Source organism: Methylobacterium hispanicum (assembly GCF_022179285.1).
Lineage (GTDB): Bacteria > Pseudomonadota > Alphaproteobacteria > Rhizobiales > Beijerinckiaceae > Methylobacterium > Methylobacterium hispanicum.
The window spans coordinates 22,160-37,942 of record NZ_BPQO01000026.1; the positions used below are offsets into that span (position 1 = coordinate 22,160).

The window sequence follows — 15,783 nt, forward strand, 5'->3', positions numbered from 1 at the left end:
GGTCTAACACAGGATAGGTGTTTACGGCGCGCTAACCCGCGCCGCCATAGGCACGATCCGTGAGGTCCCCGATGGCATGGAAGGTGGGTGCCGCGGTCTCGGCGGCTCTGGCGGTGGGCATCGCGGGCTCGGCCGCGCAGCAGGCTCCGCAGCGCGCCGCGTGGCGCGCGGAGTACCGCGCGCCGGAATCGATCCCGTTCCCCGAGAGCAACCCCTACAGCCGGCCCAAGGCCGAGCTCGGGCGCCGGCTGTTCTTCGATCCCGTCCTCTCGGGCGACCGCACGCGCTCCTGCGCGAGTTGCCACCAGCCCGATCTCGCCTGGGCCGACGGGCGGCGCCGCGCGCTCGGTCGGAGCGGCGACGACATGGAGTTCCACACACCGAGCCTTCTCAATCTCGCCTGGCAGGAGGGCCGGTTCGGCTGGGACGGCAAGTTCCGCGATCTCGAAGCCGTCGCCTTCGGGCCGATCAGCGCCCCCGGCAACATGAACCTCGGCGCGGAGGAGGCCGTGCGCCGCCTCGCGGCCGATCCCGCCTACGCCGCTGCCTTCGCGGGCGCCTTCCCGAATGCGTCCCCGGATGCCTCCCTGGATCCCGGCCCGGCGGTGACCCGCGAGCGGATCGAGGCCGCGCTCGCGACCTTCGAGCGCCTGATCGTCTCCACACCCGCGCCCTTCGACCGCTGGATCGCGGGCGACGAGCGCGCGGTTCCCGAGGCGGCCAAGCGCGGTTTCGACCTGTTCAACGGCCGGGCCAATTGTGCAGCCTGCCACGGCGGCTGGAGCTTCAGCGACGGCTCCTTCCACGATATCGGCGTGGGCCGGGGCGAGGACATCGGCCGCGGGCGCTTCGTGCCGAAATCCGAGGCGCTGCGCTACGCCTTCAAGACGCCGGGCCTGCGCGAGATGCGCGGGCGCACCCACTTCATGCACGACGGCTCGCTCGACAGCCTCGCGGCGGTGATCGACCTCTACGACCGGGGCGGCATCGACCGGCCGAGCCGGTCGCGCGAGATCCGCCCGCTGAACCTCACTGCCGCCGAGAAGGCCGACCTGCTGGCCTTCCTCGACACCCTGAACGCCGACGCGGCGCTCTCGGTCGCCGCCGCGGACCTGCCGGACGGCCCGCCGAAGCCCTGAGCGGGGCTACCGGAACAGCGGCAGACACGATCCCAGCAGCGCGAGCCCCGAGACCAGGAACAGGCCGCCGCAGGTCTCGCAGGCCGGCGCCCTCAGGCCGGCCCGGGGCGCGAGCGCGGCCAGCGTCGTGCCGAGGCCGAGGCTCGCGAGGCTTGCAAGACCGATCATTCCGGACCTTCTCCATGACCTGCGCCCGGGAGACCCGGGCGGGGCGTTGTGCGGACTCTCTCCGACAAGGCCTGAGGAAAGCCTTACGTTCGCCCCCGGACGGCCGGGGCTGTGGACAAGGCCGCTCCCTCGCGATGCCTCGGCCCGAGACGAATCCAGGCTTCTCCACGCAACGCACAGCGTTAACTATTTCCTTAAGGAGGTCTTAACGCCACCTTGGCGATCAAGATGAACCATCGGTAAATAGCGATGTCAGCTTTTGACGGACTTGCCTAATACCGAGGCTTTCATGCGCTCGCCCAAGGGGAACGGGTTCCGTTTCGGTCTCGCCTCGGCTCTCGCCCTACCCCTGGTTCCGTTGGCGACGGAGGCGAGCGCCCACGTGAAGTGGTTCTGCGCCTTCGACGTCGCCGGCCAGCCCCGCGGGCTCGAGCAGGTGCTCTGCGCCGACTTCGAGTGGCTCGTCGCGCTCTCGGTGCTCTGCCTGATGTTCGGCTGCCTCGCCGAGGGCACGCCGCTCGGCACCGCGCTCCTCAACGCCCTCGACCGGGTGACCTCACGGATCCGGGCCGACACCGAGACCCTGGTCCGGGCGACGCTCGGCTTCTTCTTCGTCTCGCTCTGGTCGCTCGGCGGCATCATCCTGACGCCGGAATTGAAGACCGACGCGGCCTGGATCCCGTGGCTGCAACTGGGCCTCGCCGTCCTGCTGATCTGGCGCCAGACCATGGCGCTCACCGGCCTCGGCATCGTCTTCCTGTTCGGCTACGCGACCTGGACCTACGGCGTCTTCCACTTGGCCGACTACCCGGTCTTCCTCGGGGTCGCCGCCTACCTCGTCCTCACCGGCACCGGCCGCACGCTCTTCGGCATCCGCCCGCTCGACGTGGTGCGCTACGCCGCCGCCGTCACGCTGATGTGGGCCTCCGTCGAGAAGTGGGCCTATCCGGACTGGACCGCGCCGCTGATCGCCGCCAAGCCGCAGATGACCATGGGCGCCTCGCCGGAGCTGTTCATGAAGGCCGCGGGCGTCATCGAGTTCACCCTGGCCTTCGCCCTGGTCTGGACGCCCCTGGTGCGCCGGACGAGCGCGGTGATCCTGGCGGCGGTCTTCGTGTCGGCCATCTTCGAGTTCGGCAAGGTCGACGCGATCGGGCATTCCGGCATCATCGTGGTGCTGCTCGGCATCGCCGCCGACGACGCCCGCAGCCCCGTCCGGGTCCGCGACGCGGTGCTGGCCCCCGCCTGGTACGGCGCGGCGCTGGCGGGCTTCCTGGCCCTCTACTACGTCGGCCACGCCCTCCTGTTCGGGGCGCCGGCCGGGCTTGCCGGGGTGCCGGTGATCTGAGGGAGCCGCGTGCCCTCAGCGCCCGGCGAACATCGGGCCGAACACGTCGGTGATCCCGCTGATGGTGATCTGGGTCCCGACGCAGAGGAGCAGGAAGGCGAAGAGGCGCCCGAGCACCCGGGCACCCACGGGCCCGATCAGCCGCACCACCCGGTCGGCCGAAGCGTAGAGCAGGGCGGCGAGCAGCGCGACGCAGAGCGCGGCGGCCGAGACCGCGACGTAGAAGCCGAGCCGGTCCGCCATCGGCCCGGGCCGGTTCGAGCCCAGGGTGATCGCCACCGCGATGGTGCCGGGCCCGGTGGTGAAGGGCAGGGTGAGCGGGAAGAAGGCGATCTCTGCGAGCGCGTCCCGGCTGCGGACCGCCTCCTTCGGCCCGACCTCGCCGCCCACCTCCGCCTGCTTGCGCGCCTCCCGCGCCTCCGGCCGGTTGAGCAGGCCCCAGGCCGAGGCCGCGACGACGAGGCCCCCCGCGATCCTGAGCGCGCCCAGCGAGACGCCGAAGAAGTTCAGGATCGGCGCCCCCGCCCAGAGGGCGGCCAGCATGACGAGCGCGGCGTAGACCCCGATCCGCCGCGCCAGCTCGACGCGCTCGGCGTGGCTGTTGGCCGCCGTGACCTGCGCGAAGATCAGCGCGCCGCCGACCGGGTTGACGATGGAGAACAGGCTGGAGAGCGCGAACAGGAAGCTCTGGACGGCCGATTCGATGCTCATGCTGCGCAAGCCCTCCGGTGACGCGGGCGCCTATAGCATCACGGGCCGGATTCGGAGCGCGGCGCCCCGCAGGTCGCAGTTTCCGGCCGGGCGGGGGCGTGCTAGCTAACGCCTCACGATCCCTTCATGCGCCGGCCCCCGAGCCGTGCGCCCGGCAAGCTTTTCGCGTCCCTGTCGCATCCTCCCGCGAGGATCCCGATCACTCCAGCGAAGCGCCGGACAGGCCCGAGCCTCGATCACATCCGATGACGCAAACCGCCCATCCGAGCGTCCCGGCAGACCCCAGAGCCGCGGACCAGCCTGCCCCTGCGCCGAGTCACGGCCAGGAGCCTGTCGCCGAGAAGGAGCCCGTCGCCGGGACTGCCCCGGCCGAGACCCCGACGACCGCCGCCGGCTCCGTGGACGGCGAGGACGGCCACCGGCCCGCCAGCTTCTGGGGGCTCGTCGTCGGCTCGGTCGGCGTCGTCTACGGCGATATCGGCACCAGCCCGCTCTACGCCTTCCGCGAGGCGCTCGGGCCGTCGCGCGCCGACAACATCCTGCTCGCCGAGGAGGTGCTGGGCACCGCCTCGCTGATCCTCTGGGCGCTCTTCCTGATCGTCACGGTCAAGTACGTCGCCATATTGCTCCGCATGGACAACAACGGCGAGGGCGGGATCCTCTCGCTGATGGCGCTCGCCCGCAAGGCGCTCGGCGGCTCGCGCATCGTGCTGACGCTGGGTCTCCTCGGCGCCGCCCTGTTCTACGGCGACGCGGTGATCACGCCCGCGATCTCGGTGCTCTCGGCGGTGGAGGGCCTGAAGCTCGTCACCCCCGCCTTCGAGCACTACGTGCTGCCGATCACGGTGGCGATCATCGTCGCTCTGTTCCTCGTCCAGAGCCGGGGCACCAGCAAGGTCGCGGCCTTCTTCGGGCCCGTGATGGTGGTGTGGTTCCTGGCGCTGGCGGCTGCGGCCCTGCCGCACATCGTGCGCAACCCGGTGGTCTTCACGGCCTTCAACCCGTGGTACGCGGTGCACTACCTGCTCGGCCACGGCAGCGGCGCGCTGATCGCGCTCGGCGCCGTCTTCCTGGCGGTGACCGGCGCCGAGGCGCTCTTCGCGGACCTCGGTCATTTCGGGCGCAAGCCCATCCAGGTCGCCTGGATCGGCCTCGTCTTCCCGGCGCTCGCCCTGAACTATCTGGGGCAGACCGCCCTGGTGCTGGAGAAGCCCGACACCTCGGACCCGTTCTACCAGCTCGTACCCGAATGGGGGCTGCTGCCGATGGTGATCCTGGCGACGCTGGCCACCGTCACGGCGAGCCAGGCGGTGATCACCGGCGCCTTCTCGCTCTCGCGCCAGGCGATCCAGCTCGGCCTCCTGCCGCGCATGGAGATCCGCCACACCTCCGAATCGCATTCGGGCCAGATCTACCTGCCGCAGATCAACACCCTGCTGCTCATCGGCGTCGTGGCGCTGGCGGTGGTGTTCCGCACCTCCTCGTCGCTGGCCTCCGCCTACGGCATCGCGGTCACCGGCACGATGCTGCTCACCGCCACCATGACCTATCTGGTGATGTGGCGGCTCTGGCGCTGGTCGCCCTGGCTGTCGGCGGCGGTGATGCTGCCCTTCATCGTGATCGAGTTCCTGTTCCTGCTCTCGAACCTGTTCAAGGTCGTCGAGGGCGGCTACGTGCCCCTCATTCTGGCCGGCGGCCTGATCGTGCTGATGTGGACCTGGGTCCGGGGCGTCACGATCCTGTTCAACAAGACCCGCAAGACCGACGTGCCGATCCTCGAACTCGTCGGCATGCTGGAGAAGAGCCCGCCCCACCACGTGCGCGGCACGGCCGTCTTCCTGACGAGCGACCCCGAGATCGCCCCGGCGGCGCTCCTGCACAACCTGAAGCACAACAAGGTGCTGCACGAGAAGAACGTCGTGCTGACCGTGGAGACGGTCGACACCCCGCGCTCGAACGAGGCCGACAAGGTCCGCATCGAGCCGATCGGGCCGCACTTCTTCAAGGTGGTGATGAAGTTCGGCTACATGGAGACGCCGAACATCCCCAAGACCCTGACCCTGCTGCGCCGCCAGGGCTTCAAGTTCGACATCATGGCGACGTCGTTCTTCCTCTCGCGCCGCTCGATCCGCCCGGCCGCGCATTCCGGCATGCCGCTCTGGCAGGACCGGATCTTCATCACGCTGGCCAAGAACGCCAACGACGCCACGGACTTCTTCCAGATCCCGACGGGGCGCGTGGTCGAGGTGGGCACGCAGGTGACGGTGTAGGGCGGAAAATCCCCCTCTCCCCGCGTACGGGGAGAGGGGATGCGCTCCGACCGCGCGCTCCGCCTCAGGATCGCGCCGCCGCCCGCGTCCGCGGGCCCTCGCCCGCATCCACCGCCACGCGGCACTCGGCGCTCAGGCTGGCGCGCTGGGCGCGCAGGCAGGTCTTGATCGCGCCGACATTCGGGATGGCGGAGGCGCAGAGGCGCATCACGTCCGGCGTGCAGGCGGCGCGCTGGGCCGCGCTGGGCTCGGCCAGCGTCGGGCCGGCGGCGAGCAGAGCGATGAGGGTGAGGGCGCCGAGTGCCTTCATGATCCGGGGACTTTCCGTTCGCGATGCTGGTTGCGCCGTTCCGCGGCGCCTGAGGATGGCAGGGAGCAGGTGATCGAATGCTTGCGGGGCCGACCCGGCCGCGCGCGTTTCCTGTTGATGGCGCGGCTTCGTCGTACGGCCGAGCTTGCCTTGCCCTGTCAACGCGGGCCCTCGCTCTGGGTTGCCTCCGCGGGTCGCGACGCCGCGTGGCGAGGGCCGCCGCGCGCGGAGGTCTAACCCCCTAGGCACCATCCGGTATGCCGTGTGCGCAACGTCACATACCATGTGTTGGACGCCGCCCTCGCGATCCATGCGGCCACGTGCCCGCGTTGCCCTGCGGCACCGGCATGTCTAGAACGCTTCTTATTCCGACTTGAGAGCGCGCACCGGGGGGCGCCGCGATCCGGCCCATGGGCCGCGCCGCGGCCGGTCCTCGTCCCGGCACGCCCGAAGATCCGGGCCGCCCGGACCCCGCGGGCGCCGCGCCGGTTGGATCCATCGAGGCCCGTCCGCGAAGGCGGGGCCGTCAGCGGGCTCGCGGCTTGCGGGCGAGAAGGACGAAGCGATGATCAAACTCACCGTGAACGGAGCGCCGCGAAGCTTCGACGGCGATCCCGACATGCCGCTCCTCTGGTACCTGCGCGACGAGCTCGGCCTCGTCGGCAGCAAGTTCGGCTGCGGCGCCGCGCTCTGCGGCGCCTGTACGATCCACCTCGGCGGTACCGCCGCCCGCTCCTGCGTCACCCCGGTCTCGGCGGCCGAGGGCCAGGAGGTCGTGACGATCGAGGGGCTCTCGCCCGACGGCAACCACCCGGTCCAGGCCGCGTGGCGCGACCTCAACGTCGCCCAGTGCGGCTACTGCCAGTGCGGCCAGATCATGCAGGCCGCGGCCCTCCTCAAGGACACGCCGAAGCCCTCCGACCAGCAGATCGACGAGGCGATGAGCGGCAACATCTGCCGCTGCGGCACCTACCCGCGCATCCGCGCGGCGATCCACCAGGCCGCCGGTCAGGCGCCCGCCAACAAGGGAGAGCGCCTGTGATCCACGAACTCAAGATGATGGCCGAGCGTGAGAGCGGCGCCGCCGCGTCGACCCCGATCCTCGCCAATGCCAGCCGCCGCGGCGTGCTCGGCGGCCTCGGCGCCCTCGTGCTGGCGCTCTCGTTCTCCGACCGCGCGCGCGCCGACGAGGGCCAGACCGAGGAGCAGAAGGCCAAGAAGTTTGGCGCCGACGGCATGCCGCACGGCTGGCGCGACGACCCGAAGATCTTCGTGGCGATCGCCAAGGACGGCACCGTCACGGTGACGAACCACCGCTCCGACATGGGCCAGGGCGTGCGCACCTCGGTCGCCCTGGTGGTGGCGGACGAGCTCGAGGCCGATTGGGCGAAGGTCAAGGTGACCCAGGCCTACGGCGACGAGGAGCGCTTCGGCAACCAGGACACCGACGGCTCGCGCTCGCTGCGCCACTTCTTCCCGCATTTCCGCCACGTGGGCGCCGCCGCGCGCCTGATGCTGGTCCAGGCCGCCGCCAAGCAGTGGGGCGTGCCGGCCTCCGAGGTCAGGGCCGAGAACCACCAGCTCGTCCACGCCAAGTCGGGCAAGACGCTCGGCTACGGCGACGTGGCCGAGGCCGCGGCCGAGCTGCCGGTCCCGGCCCGCGAGAGCGTCAAGCTGAAGGACCCCAAGGCCTTCCGCTACATCGGCACCGGCAAGATCGGGCTGATCGACAACCACGACATCAGCACCGGCAAGGCGGTCTACGGGGCCGACATCAAGCTCGACGGGATGCTCTACGCGGTGATCGCCCGCCCGCCGGTCTACGGCGGCAAGATCAAGAGCGTGGACGATTCCGAGACCCTGAAGGTCGCGGGCGTGGTCAAGACCGTGCGCATCGAGGGCGGCGAGATCCCCTCCGAGTTCATGCCGCTCGGCGGCGTCGCGGTGATCGCCAAGAACACCTGGGCTGCCATGAAGGGCCGTGACGCCCTCAAGATCACCTGGGACGACGGCCCGAACGCCTCTTACGACACCGACGCCTTCCGCAAGGAGCTGGAAGCCGCCGCCCGCCAGCCCGGCAAGGTGGTGCGCAACCAGGGCGACGTGGACGGGGCGATGGCCAAAGCCAAGGCCCGCCACGAGGCCGAGTACTTCGTCCCCCACCTCGCCCAGGCGCCGATGGAGCCCCCGGCCGCGGTCGCGCGGGTGAAGGACGGCCAGTGCGAGGCCTGGGCCTGCACGCAGGGGCCGCAGGCGGCGCACGACCGCCTGATGAAGCGGCTCAACCTGCCCGCCGACAAGGTGCGGGTGAACGTGACGCTGCTCGGCGGCGGCTTCGGCCGCAAGTCGAAGCCCGACTACGTGGTCGAGGCGGCGCTCTGTAGCCAAGCCGTCGACGGTGCCCCGGTCAAGCTGACCTGGACCCGCGAGGACGACCTGCACCACGGCTACTACCACACCATCTCGGTCGAACGGATCGAGGCTGGGCTCGACGAGAAGGGCATGCCGGTGGCCTGGCTACACCGCTCGGTCGCGCCGACCATCGGCTCGATCTTCGCGCCCGACCCGAAGCACGAGCTGCCCTTCGAGCTCGGCATGGGGCTCGTCAACAACCCGCTCAACATCAAGAACATCCGCCTGGAGAACCCGGCGGCCCCGGCCCATGTCCGCATCGGCTGGTTCCGCTCGGTCTCGAACATCCCGCACGCCTTCGCGATCCAGTCCTTCGTGGCCGAACTCGCCCACAAGGCGGGCCGCGACCCGAAGGAGTACCTGCTGGAGCTGATCGGGCCGGCCCGTAAGATCGACCCGGTCGAGATCGGCGACGTCTGGAACTACGGCGAGGACCCGAAGCGCTATCCGATCGAGACCGGGCGCCTGCGCCGGGTGATCGAGGCGGTGGCGGACGGGGCCAAGTGGGGCCGCAAGATGGAGAAGGGCCGCGGCCTCGGCATCGCCGGCCACTACAGCTTCGTCACCTACACGGCGGCGGCGGCCGAGGTGGAGGTCGATGCCAAGGGCGAGGTGAAGGTCAATGCCATCGACATCGCGGTCGATTGCGGGCCCCAGGTGAACCCGGAGCGCATCCGCTCGCAGATGGAGGGCGCGGTGATCATGGGGATGGGCCTCGCGCTCACCTCCGAGATCACCTTCAAGGAGGGCCGCGCGCAGCAGAACAACTTCGACGGCTACGAGATCGTCCGGATCGACGCCGCCCCGAAGGAGGTGCGCGTGCACATCATCCCGTCCTCCGGCTACGACGGCCCGCTCGGCGGCGTCGGCGAGCCGGGCGTGCCCCCGATCGCCCCGGCCATCGCCAACGCGGTCTTCGCCGCGACCGGCCGGCGCGTGCGCCAGCTGCCGATCCGCGCCCAGGCGACCAGCGCCTGATCCGGGAGCCGTAGGGCGGCACGGAACGTTGATGGGCCGCGGGATCCTTCGATCCCGCGGCCCTTTGTGTTTCCGAGAGGATCGTTCGGGATGAAGCGTAACGCGTGGCTCGCGGCGGCCCTGGCCTGCACCCTCTGCACCCCGGCTCTCGCCTCGCCGTGCTCGCAGCGGATCGACGCCCTGTCGAAGCAGGTGCGGGGCGAGGCGACCGAGGCGATCTCGGCCTCGACCAGCGGCAAGGAGACGGCGGCCCGGCGCGAGGGCGAGGGCGTCACCGGCACGGCCGGCGGCAGCGATCCCCGCTCGGCGCCGGCCGACAAGGCGGCCCAGGCCGGCAAGGGCGCGGACGCCGCGCAGCAGGCCAAGGTCGCCCTCGACGAGGCCCGCACGGCCGATGCCAAGGGCGACGCCAAGGGTTGCGAGGCGGCGGTGGAGCGGGCCGAGCGGGAGCTGAAGAAGGCGCCCTGACGGCAGGGACGGTCAGGGACGGCGCGCGGGTTCCAGCCAGCTGATCTCCAGCACGAACTTCTGGCGGAGCGCCCGGGCGAAGTCGCCGTAGCCCCGCGCCGCCAGCAGGAAGCTGCCCGGGCCGCCGACGACGTTGGCCCGGTACCAGCCGTCCAGCGTGGTCTCCTGGCCCTGACCGGGGCCCGCCGGGCGCAGGCCGTAGCCCGGGGCCCGGAAGGCGCCCGCGCCCACCACGTCGTTCTCGCCCGGCACCAGGATCGGCAGGCCGTTGATGGTGGCGCCGGCCGCGAGCAGCGCCTCGCGCGCGGCCTCGATGGCCTCGGGCCCGGTGCAGTTGTCGATGCCGTCCCCCGAGACGTCGACGACCACCCGATCGGCGGGCAGCGGCAGGGCCGGCAGCACCTGCGCCGTCAAACTCCGCATCATCTGCCCGACGCAGGTGAACTCGCCCGCCTGCCGCGGCACGGCCCGCACCGCTGCTGCGGTCGCCGCCGCCTCCGCCCGCGAGGCGATCCGGCGCCAGCCGAGCGCCATCTGCGCCCGGTCCGCCCAGGTCACGAGCGCGAACAGGATCCCGCCGGGATTGCCGGTGATGGCCGCGACCACGGCCGGATCCTCCAGCGCCCCGGCGATGCCCTCCATCTGCAGGCGGAACCGGTCCGCATCGACCGATTGCGAGACGTCCACCGAGACGACGAGGGCCGTGGCGACGCTCTCCTCCGTCGCGCGGGCCGGCGACAGGGCCGCCAGCAGGGCGAGGGCTCCCGCGCCCAGGCGCTCGACCATCCGGGTCATCCTCGGGCCCATTCCTTCCCGCGCCGTCGCGTGCGGCCGGTTCCGGCCCGGCGTGACGCTTATCACGGACGCGCGCGTCGGGCTCCGCACGAAACCGAGCGCGGCCGCGACGCAATCCTTCCGGAACAGGAAGACGGCTGTGCCCCTCCCGACGACGAGCCCGGACGCCGGGCCGACACGCCGGGCCGGGACGATGCACGACAGGCTCGAGATTTCTCGCCGTCGGCGCCCTGCCGACGGTCTACGCCCGCATGGTGCCGGCACTGATCGGAGAAGCCGGCGGCGTGTCCCGGCGTCCCGGAGGGCGATGGTCGCGGAGGCGCCCGATCCGTTCCTGTCGGCCGGTGCGCCGCGCGCGCCCCGGTCCCTGTAGCGGGACCGGCCAGAGAAGGGGGGATGTTCGTGGAGGGGCGGGCGCACCGCTCGCCCCGGGGTTGAGCCTTGCGGACGGATTCGGGCCGCCCCGCGGTCCCGCCCCGATGTGCGACCGGCCGCGTCGCGAAAGCCGGCGGTGCCTCTCAGGCGTTGGCGGCGAGTGCGTGCTCGTTGCCGTTGAGGCCGGCGCAGAGGTCGTCGACCTCGGCAAGATCAAGAGCCTCGCCCGTGTGGCTGGCGATGGCGTCGATGAGGTGATCCTGGCGCGGATCGAAGGGATGCCCCTGCATCCGGTAGAACTGGTAGTAGCGCAGGGCTGCCAGAACGGTATCGCGCTCGCGGGCGGTTACGGTGAAGTTCTGCATGGGTCTTCTCGTCCCCCTGTGGCTTCAACGAAGGCCTGGGCGCGACCGCGACGACTCGCCCAAGCTCGACGGTTGTACCCCTTGGGACACAGACCGGTCCATGTCTTGACACTTGGCCGACATATGATTCGGGCTAAAAAAGCGCGTGGCGCGCAAGTCAGTGATGCAATCGATCAAGCAAAGTGCATGATCTTTCAGGCATCTAGCCCTCGATACCCCTATAGTCCTAGTTCGGCCAGGAAGGCCGGGACGGTCTCGCTCGCCGGGCCGTAGCGCGCCGCGTCGAAGGCGTCGGCGTTGTCGGAGGGAGCGAGGTTCAACTCGCAGGTGGGGATGCCGCGTGCCCGCGCGCGGCCGACATAGCCGGCCGCCGGGTAGACCGCACCCGAGGTTCCGACCGCGACGAACAGGTCGGCCCGCGCCAGCGCCGCCTCGATCCGGTCGAGGTGCTTCGGCATCTCGCCGAACCAGACCACGTCGGGGCGCAGGGCCGCCGCGCCGCAATGCGGGCAGGCATCGGGGCGCAGGAGGTCGCTGCGGCGCTCCGAGATGCTGCCGCAGGCGACGCAGCGCGCCGTCATCAGTTCGCCGTGCATGTGCACCACCTCCGGCGAGCCCGCGCGCTCGTGGAGGTCATCGACGTTCTGGGTGCAGAGGAACAGGTCCCCGCCCCGCGCGGCCAGGGCGTCCGCGGCGCGGGCGAGCGCCCTGTGCGCGGCGTTCGGCTCGGCCGCCAGCGCGGCGCGGCGGCGGTGGTTGTAGAAGTCGAGCACCAGATCCGGGTCGGCCGCGAAGGCCTCTGGCGTAGCGAGCGTCATCGGGTCGAGGCGGCGCCACAGGCCGCCCCGGTCGCGGAACGTGCCGAGCCCGCTCTCGGCCGAGATTCCGGCTCCGGTGAGGATGAAGATGCGTCGCGGCTGTCCGAGCATGGTGCGCGAGCTATAGCATGGCGGCAGGCCCGCAAGGCGCCCGGCCCCTGCAGCCCCGACGAGTCTCTCCGGATGAATGTTCTCGGCCGCCTCTTCGTGGCATGCCTCGCCCTGCTGCTGGCGATCCCGGCCGGCGCGGGCGTGCTCGTCCTCGCCCTGGTGCTCGACCCGGTGGCGGGCGCGTGGCTCACCGCGGGGGCGCTGGCCGGCATCGACGGGGCGCTCGCCGACCTCTCCGCGGGGCTGCCGCCGGAGGGGCTTGCGCTGCTGCTGGCGGGCCTCGCCCAGGTGCTGTTCTGGCTCCTCGTCGTGCCACCGCTGCTCGTCGCGGCCGTCGGCGAGACCCTGCGCCTGCGCGGCTCCGCCTGGTACGGGCTCGGCTGCGGCCTGCTCACGGCGGCGCTGCCCTGGCTCGGTCGGGGCGCCGCCCGGCTCGGCAGCGCGCCGCTGGCCGAGGCGCGGCTGACCGCGGTCCTGTTCCTCGCAGGGGCCGCCGCCGGCCTCGTCTACTGGCTGGTCGCGGGCCGGCATGCGGGCCCGGGAGAGCTCCGCCGGGGCTGAGCGAGGTCCGCACGTTCGAGACGCGCGCCGAGGGGTTCGCGCGTGACGATTCCGTGTCGTTGCGCACGCCGTGGCCGCGGGGGCGGGATGCCCGTGGCTCTGACGGCCGTCCAACCTTGACGGGAGCCATCGGGGCCGCCCGACAAGGGGACGCGATGACCGGATTCGGCTCGAACCTGCGCGGCTGCGCGCGGGCTGTGCTCGCCGCTTGGCTCGTCGCCGCCGGCGGCCCGGCGCTCGCCGCCTCCGCGGCCCAGCCCGGCCAGACGGTCGGCCTGCCGGTCGGCGCCCAGCTTCCGGTGGGCCTCTACTTCGTCAACCTGTCGAGCTTCGGCGTCCGCGGGACCCTGCCGCGCGAGTCCGCGACGAACGTCAACCTGCCGACCTTCGCCTGGGCGACGCCCTGGACCGTCGCGGGGGCGCGGCTGCAGTTCTTCTTCACCCAGCCGGTGGCCGCCGCGAGCCCGCAGGGCACCCCCTACCAGAGCGGCATCGGCCAGCCGCTGCTCGCCGCCCAGCTCGCCTGGGATCTCGGGGGCGACCTCGGCGTGAGCTACCTGTTCGGCGGCTACCTGCCGATCGAGACCCGCTTCCTGACCCAGTCGGCCTCGCTCAGCCACCGCTTCGCGGCGAGCTACACCGGCAACGACTGGAACCTGACCGCGAACCTCCTCTACGGCGTCTTCATCGACGCGCGCTCGCCCTTCGGCACCCTCTACCCCGACTACCTGAACCTCGATCTCACGGCGACGCGGAAGTTCGGCAAGTGGCAGGTCGGCGCGGTGGCCTTCGGATCCACCGACCTGCCGACCGGCGTGGCGCGCTACCGGGCCCAGGGGCAGGTCGCGGTGGGCGGCCTCGTCGGCTACAATTTCGGGCCGGTCAACCTGCAGGCCTACGTCACCCGCGACGTGATCGAGCGCAACTACGGCGGCCGCGAGATTCGCGGCTGGCTGCGTGCCATCGTGCCCCTCTACCAAGACAAGGGCGAGGCCGAGCCCAATCGCACCCTCGTGACGCGACGGCAGGCGGAGTAGCATCGGCCGTCCGCGGACTCCTCTCCCGGGGATGGGCCCGCCGCGCGCGACCCGCAGACCGAGGGATCGGCCGATTCCGAGGCGAATCGGCCGACCCGATGGTATGGGGAGCGCGCGGCTCCGGGCGGGCCGAGGGGGGGTGACGATGAGCGAGGGACTGGACCATGCGGCGGTCCGCGCCCATTACGGCGCGCCGACAGAGCGCTCGCAGGCCAAGCAGCTCGACCGGATCGACCGGCACGCCCGCGCCTTCATCGCGCTCTCGCCCTTCTGCGTCGTCGCCTCGGCGGACGCTGCGGGGCGCTGCGACGCCACCCCCCGCGGGGACGCGCCGGGCTTCGTCGCCGTCGCGGACACGCGCACGCTCCTCCTTCCGGACCGGCCCGGCAACCGCCGCGTCGACACGATGCTGAACGTGGCCGAGAATCCCTGGATCGGCCTGCTGTTCCTCGTGCCGGGGATCCAGGAGACCCTGCGGGTCAACGGGCGGGCCGAGATCGTCACCGATCCGGACGCGCTCGCCCCGCTCGCCGCCCAGGGCAAGCTCCCCTGCGCCGTGTTGCGGGTGCGCGTCGAGGAGGTGTTCTTCCACTGCGGCAAGGCCGTGATCCGCTCCGACCTCTGGACGCGCGGGGCCGGCCGGCGGCCGGACTTCCCGACGCTCGGGCAGATCTTCGCCGACCAGATCGCGGGCGCAGACGCCGCCGAGACCGACCGCTCCATCGAGGACGGCTACCGCAACCGGTTGTACTGAGGGCCGGGGGCCCGCTCAGGCCGGCACGCGGCGGTTGCCGTACCACTCGTCGACGCGCCCGCCGTAACCGGGCTGCGCGAAGGCGTCCTCGCCGGGGCCGTGGCTCGGCGCGCCCGCGAGCGCGCCGGGATCGATATCGACCACGTATCCGCCGAGCTCGGTGCTGTAGGTCAGCGCCCGCCAGGGCAGGGGATGGTGGTTCTCGCCCAGACCCAGGAAGCCGCCGAAGGCCAGCACCGCGTAGGCGACCTGGCCCGAGACCTTGTCGACCATGAAGTTGTGCACCGTGCCGAGATGCTCGCCCCGCCGGTCGTAGACGGCCGTGCCCTCCACCTTGTTCGAGGCGATCAGGCGCGCGGTCTCGTCGATCGCCACCGGCTCGGCGGCGGGATCGAGCTCCATCGACCCAGGCTTCCGGATGGCGCGCTCGTTCGGCAGGTCGGTGGGCATGTGGCAATCCGCGCAGGTCGATGTCCGGGCGATGTCGGGGCGATGTCGGGACGGCGTCCCGGGCCGCCGGCCGGGTGTTAAGCGCGCGAGCGGCGGTGGCGGTTCCGCGTCGCGGCGCCGTCACGGACGGGCTCCGGATCGGGGGCGGCGCCCCACCTGGCGCCGGGCCTGCGCAATCCCCGCCGTGGACGGACGTCGATCGCCTCTGGCGCGCGCGCCGCTTGCGCTGTGGATGAGCAGGCCTCCGCCACCGCTTTCCCCTTGGAACGCTGGCCGCACGGCTTAGTTGTTGCTGCTATGCTGCCCCGGCTGTGGTCCCATCGTCCGGGTCCGCGGCCCGTGAAGCGGAGGAATTCCATGGCGACCAAGACGACGGACAAGGCGAAGAAGGCGGCGCCCGAGGCTGGCAAGGCCGCCCCGAAGGCGACCAAGGCCGAGGGCGGCACCAAGCCGAACGCCCTGCAGCAGCCCCTGAAGCCGTCGGCCGAGCTCGGCGCCATCGTCGGCACCGATCCGCTGCCGCGCGGCGAGGTGGTCAGCAAGGTGTGGGACTACATCAAGAAGCACAATCTTCAGAACCCGGAGAACAAGCGCGAGATCGTCGCCGACGACAAGCTCAAGAAGGTCTTCGGCAAGGACAAGTGCACGATGTTCGAGATGAACAAGCACCTCGCCGCGCACCTCAAGTCCTGAGGCGAAACCCCGGACGCGCG

Annotated in this window: 17 protein-coding genes; 10 read left to right on the forward strand and 7 right to left on the reverse strand. The window is 71.6% G+C overall.

Features of this window, described 5'->3' with window-relative positions; translation table 11 throughout:
* Positions 1 to 71: 71 nt before the first annotated feature.
* Entirely contained in the window at positions 72 to 1,139 is a 1,068-nt protein-coding gene (locus MFF56_RS24135; protein ID WP_066919942.1) for a cytochrome-c peroxidase, read from the forward strand.
* A gap of 6 nt (positions 1,140 to 1,145) precedes the next feature.
* Here MFF56_RS24135 and MFF56_RS24140 read toward each other — a convergent pair whose 3' ends face one another.
* Positions 1,146 to 1,307 (reverse strand): hypothetical protein, encoded by a 162-nt coding sequence (locus MFF56_RS24140; protein ID WP_197430477.1) that lies wholly within the window; start codon positions 1,305 to 1,307, stop codon positions 1,146 to 1,148.
* 289 nt (positions 1,308 to 1,596) lie between these two features.
* Here MFF56_RS24140 and MFF56_RS24145 point away from each other — a divergent pair, with 289 nt between their 5' ends.
* Positions 1,597 to 2,655: a hypothetical protein gene (locus MFF56_RS24145; RefSeq protein WP_066919940.1), complete on the forward strand. Its 1,059-nt coding sequence runs from the start codon at positions 1,597 to 1,599 to the stop codon at positions 2,653 to 2,655.
* Between the two features lie 15 nt (positions 2,656 to 2,670).
* Here the strand turns inward: MFF56_RS24145 and MFF56_RS24150 are convergent, their stop codons facing one another.
* Positions 2,671 to 3,366, reverse strand: a complete 696-nt coding sequence (locus MFF56_RS24150) for a MarC family protein (protein WP_066919938.1) — start codon at positions 3,364 to 3,366, stop codon at positions 2,671 to 2,673.
* Positions 3,367 to 3,611: 245 nt separating this feature from the next.
* Between MFF56_RS24150 and MFF56_RS24155 the strand changes: the two genes are divergently transcribed.
* The gene (locus tag MFF56_RS24155) at positions 3,612 to 5,636 is read left to right on the forward strand and encodes a potassium transporter Kup (protein ID WP_066919936.1); all 2,025 of its coding nucleotides are present in this window, start codon (positions 3,612 to 3,614) and stop codon (positions 5,634 to 5,636) included.
* Between the two features lie 64 nt (positions 5,637 to 5,700).
* Here MFF56_RS24155 and MFF56_RS24160 read toward each other — a convergent pair whose 3' ends face one another.
* Positions 5,701 to 5,946, reverse strand: a complete 246-nt coding sequence (locus MFF56_RS24160) for a hypothetical protein (protein WP_066919934.1) — start codon at positions 5,944 to 5,946, stop codon at positions 5,701 to 5,703.
* Positions 5,947 to 6,511: 565 nt separating this feature from the next.
* Between MFF56_RS24160 and MFF56_RS24165 the strand changes: the two genes are divergently transcribed.
* From MFF56_RS24165 to MFF56_RS24175, 3 genes are all read left to right on the forward strand, one after another.
* Positions 6,512 to 6,988: a (2Fe-2S)-binding protein gene (locus tag MFF56_RS24165; RefSeq protein ID WP_066919932.1), complete on the forward strand. Its 477-nt coding sequence runs from the start codon at positions 6,512 to 6,514 to the stop codon at positions 6,986 to 6,988.
* A complete protein-coding gene (locus tag MFF56_RS24170) occupies positions 6,985 to 9,336 on the forward strand; it encodes a xanthine dehydrogenase family protein molybdopterin-binding subunit (RefSeq protein WP_066919930.1) in 2,352 nt (783 codons plus the stop codon). The genes MFF56_RS24165 and MFF56_RS24170 overlap by 4 nt, the downstream gene beginning before the upstream one ends.
* Positions 9,337 to 9,426: 90 nt before the next feature.
* A complete protein-coding gene (locus MFF56_RS24175) occupies positions 9,427 to 9,804 on the forward strand; it encodes a hypothetical protein (protein ID WP_066919928.1) in 378 nt (125 codons plus the stop codon).
* Positions 9,805 to 9,816: 12 nt separating this feature from the next.
* Here the strand turns inward: MFF56_RS24175 and MFF56_RS24180 are convergent, their stop codons facing one another.
* The 3 genes from MFF56_RS24180 to MFF56_RS24190 form a co-directional block, all read right to left on the reverse strand.
* The gene (locus tag MFF56_RS24180) at positions 9,817 to 10,590 is read right to left on the reverse strand and encodes a DUF1194 domain-containing protein (protein WP_308445283.1); all 774 of its coding nucleotides are present in this window, start codon (positions 10,588 to 10,590) and stop codon (positions 9,817 to 9,819) included.
* Between the two features lie 527 nt (positions 10,591 to 11,117).
* Positions 11,118 to 11,339 (reverse strand): hypothetical protein, encoded by a 222-nt coding sequence (locus tag MFF56_RS24185; protein WP_066918052.1) that lies wholly within the window; start codon positions 11,337 to 11,339, stop codon positions 11,118 to 11,120.
* Positions 11,340 to 11,557: 218 nt separating this feature from the next.
* On the reverse strand, positions 11,558 to 12,268 hold the full coding sequence (locus tag MFF56_RS24190; RefSeq protein ID WP_066918054.1) for an NAD-dependent deacylase: 711 nt from the start codon (positions 12,266 to 12,268) through the stop codon (positions 11,558 to 11,560).
* A gap of 72 nt (positions 12,269 to 12,340) precedes the next feature.
* Between MFF56_RS24190 and MFF56_RS24195 the strand changes: the two genes are divergently transcribed.
* From MFF56_RS24195 to MFF56_RS24205, 3 genes are all read left to right on the forward strand, one after another.
* A complete protein-coding gene (locus MFF56_RS24195) occupies positions 12,341 to 12,829 on the forward strand; it encodes a hypothetical protein (protein ID WP_066918056.1) in 489 nt (162 codons plus the stop codon).
* Positions 12,830 to 12,984: 155 nt separating this feature from the next.
* Complete coding sequence (locus MFF56_RS24200; protein WP_066918058.1) at positions 12,985 to 13,866, forward strand: transporter; 882 nt, start codon at positions 12,985 to 12,987, stop codon at positions 13,864 to 13,866.
* A gap of 145 nt (positions 13,867 to 14,011) precedes the next feature.
* Positions 14,012 to 14,620: a pyridoxamine 5'-phosphate oxidase family protein gene (locus tag MFF56_RS24205; RefSeq protein WP_066918064.1), complete on the forward strand. Its 609-nt coding sequence runs from the start codon at positions 14,012 to 14,014 to the stop codon at positions 14,618 to 14,620.
* Positions 14,621 to 14,635: 15 nt separating this feature from the next.
* Here MFF56_RS24205 and MFF56_RS24210 read toward each other — a convergent pair whose 3' ends face one another.
* Positions 14,636 to 15,070: a PRC-barrel domain-containing protein gene (locus MFF56_RS24210; protein ID WP_066918060.1), complete on the reverse strand. Its 435-nt coding sequence runs from the start codon at positions 15,068 to 15,070 to the stop codon at positions 14,636 to 14,638.
* Positions 15,071 to 15,427: 357 nt separating this feature from the next.
* Here MFF56_RS24210 and MFF56_RS24215 point away from each other — a divergent pair, with 357 nt between their 5' ends.
* Positions 15,428 to 15,763, forward strand: a complete 336-nt coding sequence (locus tag MFF56_RS24215; protein WP_066918062.1) for an SWIB/MDM2 domain-containing protein — start codon at positions 15,428 to 15,430, stop codon at positions 15,761 to 15,763.
* The last annotated feature ends 20 nt before the right edge of the window (positions 15,764 to 15,783 follow it).